Consider the following 2,451-nt stretch of genomic DNA (forward strand, 5'->3'; position numbering starts at 1 on the left):
GTCCTGGTCGGCGGGACCGCGCACCACGTATTGCCTCCCGGACCTCCCTGACCCCTCCTGCCAGGCGGGGGTGACACACCCCATGCGGGGGCGACACTCCCAGGCGTATGCGACATCGCCGGGCATGGGCGACGCACCCAGAAGCAGGCGACGCACCCCCGGATGAACCCGGTGGCCGGTGCGTACGTGCCACAAGGGGGCAGACTCGTGCGAACTCGTGTGGTGTCGTGAAGGGCGGCGGGGCCGTACCGCGGGGCTCCGGTGTGCCGTACGGACCGAGAGTTGGGCCGACAGCACGGCATAGGTCTAAACCAATTTCAGGTCGGGCCTTGTCACCGGGCTCCCGGTCTGATGAGCTGTGGCCTGGGACACAACGGACACCCTGGGAAAGGGAGATGTCGTGAGCAACGAAAGCCTGGCCAACCTGCTGAAGGAAGAGCGCAGGTTCGCGCCGCCCGCCGACCTGGCGGCGAACGCCAATGTCACCGCGGAGGCGTATGAGCAGGCCAAGGCTGACAGGCTCGGCTTCTGGGCCGAGCAGGCCCGTCGGCTGACCTGGGCCACCGAGCCGACCGAGACACTGGACTGGTCCAATCCGCCGTTCGCGAAGTGGTTCGCCGACGGCAAACTGAACGTCGCTTATAACTGCGTGGACCGGCATGTCGAGGCCGGGAACGGCGACCGCGTCGCCATCCACTTCGAGGGCGAGCCGGGCGACAGCCGGGCCATCACCTACGCCGAGCTCAAGGACGAGGTGTCGAAGGCCGCGAACGCCCTCACCGAGCTGGGCATCGGCAAGGGCGACCGGGTCGCCGTCTATCTGCCGATGATCCCCGAGGCCGTCGTCGCGATGCTGGCGTGCGCCCGTATCGGCGCCGCGCACTCGGTGGTCTTCGGCGGGTTCTCCGCCGAGGCGATCGCCACCCGTATCCAGGACGCCGACGCCAAGCTGGTCATCACCGCCGACGGCGGTTACCGGCGCGGGAAGCCGTCCGCGCTCAAGCCCGCCGTCGACGACGCGGTGGGCCGGGTCGACGGAGTCGACAAGGTGCTGGTGGTGCGCCGCACCGGCGAGGACGTCGACTGGACCGAGGGCCGCGATGTCTGGTGGCACGACATCGTCGGACGGCAGTCGGCCGAGCACACGCCGGAGGCGTTCGACGCCGAGCAGCCGCTGTTCATCCTCTACACGTCCGGGACCACGGGGAAGCCGAAGGGCATCCTGCACACCTCGGGCGGCTACCTCACGCAGGCCTCGTACACCCATCACGCGGTCTTCGACCTCAAGCCGGAGACCGACGTGTACTGGTGCACGGCCGACATCGGCTGGGTCACCGGGCACTCGTACATCACGTACGGACCGCTCTCGAACGGCGCGACGCAGGTCATGTACGAGGGGACGCCGGACACGCCCCACCAGGGGCGGTTCTGGGAGATCGTGCAGAAGTACGGGGTGACGATCCTCTACACGGCGCCCACGGCCATCCGTACGTTCATGAAGTGGGGCGACGACATCCCCGCGAAGTTCGACCTGTCCTCGCTGCGGGTGCTCGGGTCGGTGGGCGAGCCGATCAACCCCGAGGCGTGGATCTGGTACCGCAAGCACATCGGCGGGGACCGTACGCCGATCGTCGACACCTGGTGGCAGACCGAGACCGGCGCGATGATGATCTCGCCGCTGCCCGGGGTCACCGAGACGAAGCCCGGCTCGGCGCAGCGCGCACTGCCCGGCATCTCGGCCACGGTCGTCGACGACGAGGCGAACGAGGTGCCCGACGGCGGTGGCGGGTACTTGGTGCTCACCGAGCCGTGGCCGTCCATGCTGCGCACGATCTGGGGCGACGACCAGCGGTTCCTCGACACGTACTGGTCCCGCTTCGAGGGCAAGTACTTCGCCGGGGACGGGGCCAAGAAGGACGACGACGGCGACGTATGGCTGCTCGGCCGCGTCGACGACGTGATGCTCGTGTCCGGCCACAACATCTCGACGACCGAGGTCGAGTCGGCCCTCGTCTCCCACCCGACGGTCGCCGAGGCGGCGGTCGTGGGTGCGGCGGACGAGACCACCGGGCAGGCGATCGTCGCCTTCGTCATCCTGCGCGGGACCGCTTCCACCGAGGACGAAGGGCTGATGGCGGAGCTGCGCAACCACGTGGGCACCACGCTCGGCGCGATCGCCAAGCCGAAGCGGGTCCTGCCGGTGGCCGAGCTGCCGAAGACCCGGTCCGGGAAGATCATGCGCCGGCTGCTGCGCGACGTGGCGGAGAACCGTGAACTCGGTGACGTCACGACGCTCACCGACTCCACGGTGATGGACCTGATCCAGGCGAAGCTGCCGGCAGCGCCCAGCGAGGACTGAGGCGGGCCCGTCCCGCCGGCCCGGCCCTGAGGGTGGGGGAGCCACGTCAACACATAACACCACCCCCAACAAGTTTGAAGACACCAGCCCCC

At 69.1% G+C, this 2,451-nt stretch carries 1 protein-coding gene; it reads left to right on the forward strand.

Annotated features, from left to right (window positions below; genetic code table 11):
• The first annotated feature begins 358 nt into the window (after nt 1-358).
• Nucleotides 359-2,359 carry an acetate--CoA ligase gene (gene acs / locus ACFXGX_RS22250; protein ID WP_384793932.1) on the forward strand — a complete coding sequence of 667 codons (2,001 nt, stop codon included), beginning with the start codon at nt 359-361 and terminating at the stop codon, nt 2,357-2,359.
• The last annotated feature ends 92 nt before the right edge of the window (nt 2,360-2,451 follow it).

The organism is Streptomyces sp. NPDC059371 (assembly GCF_042751995.1).
In the GTDB taxonomy this organism is placed as follows: domain Bacteria; phylum Actinomycetota; class Actinomycetes; order Streptomycetales; family Streptomycetaceae; genus Streptomyces.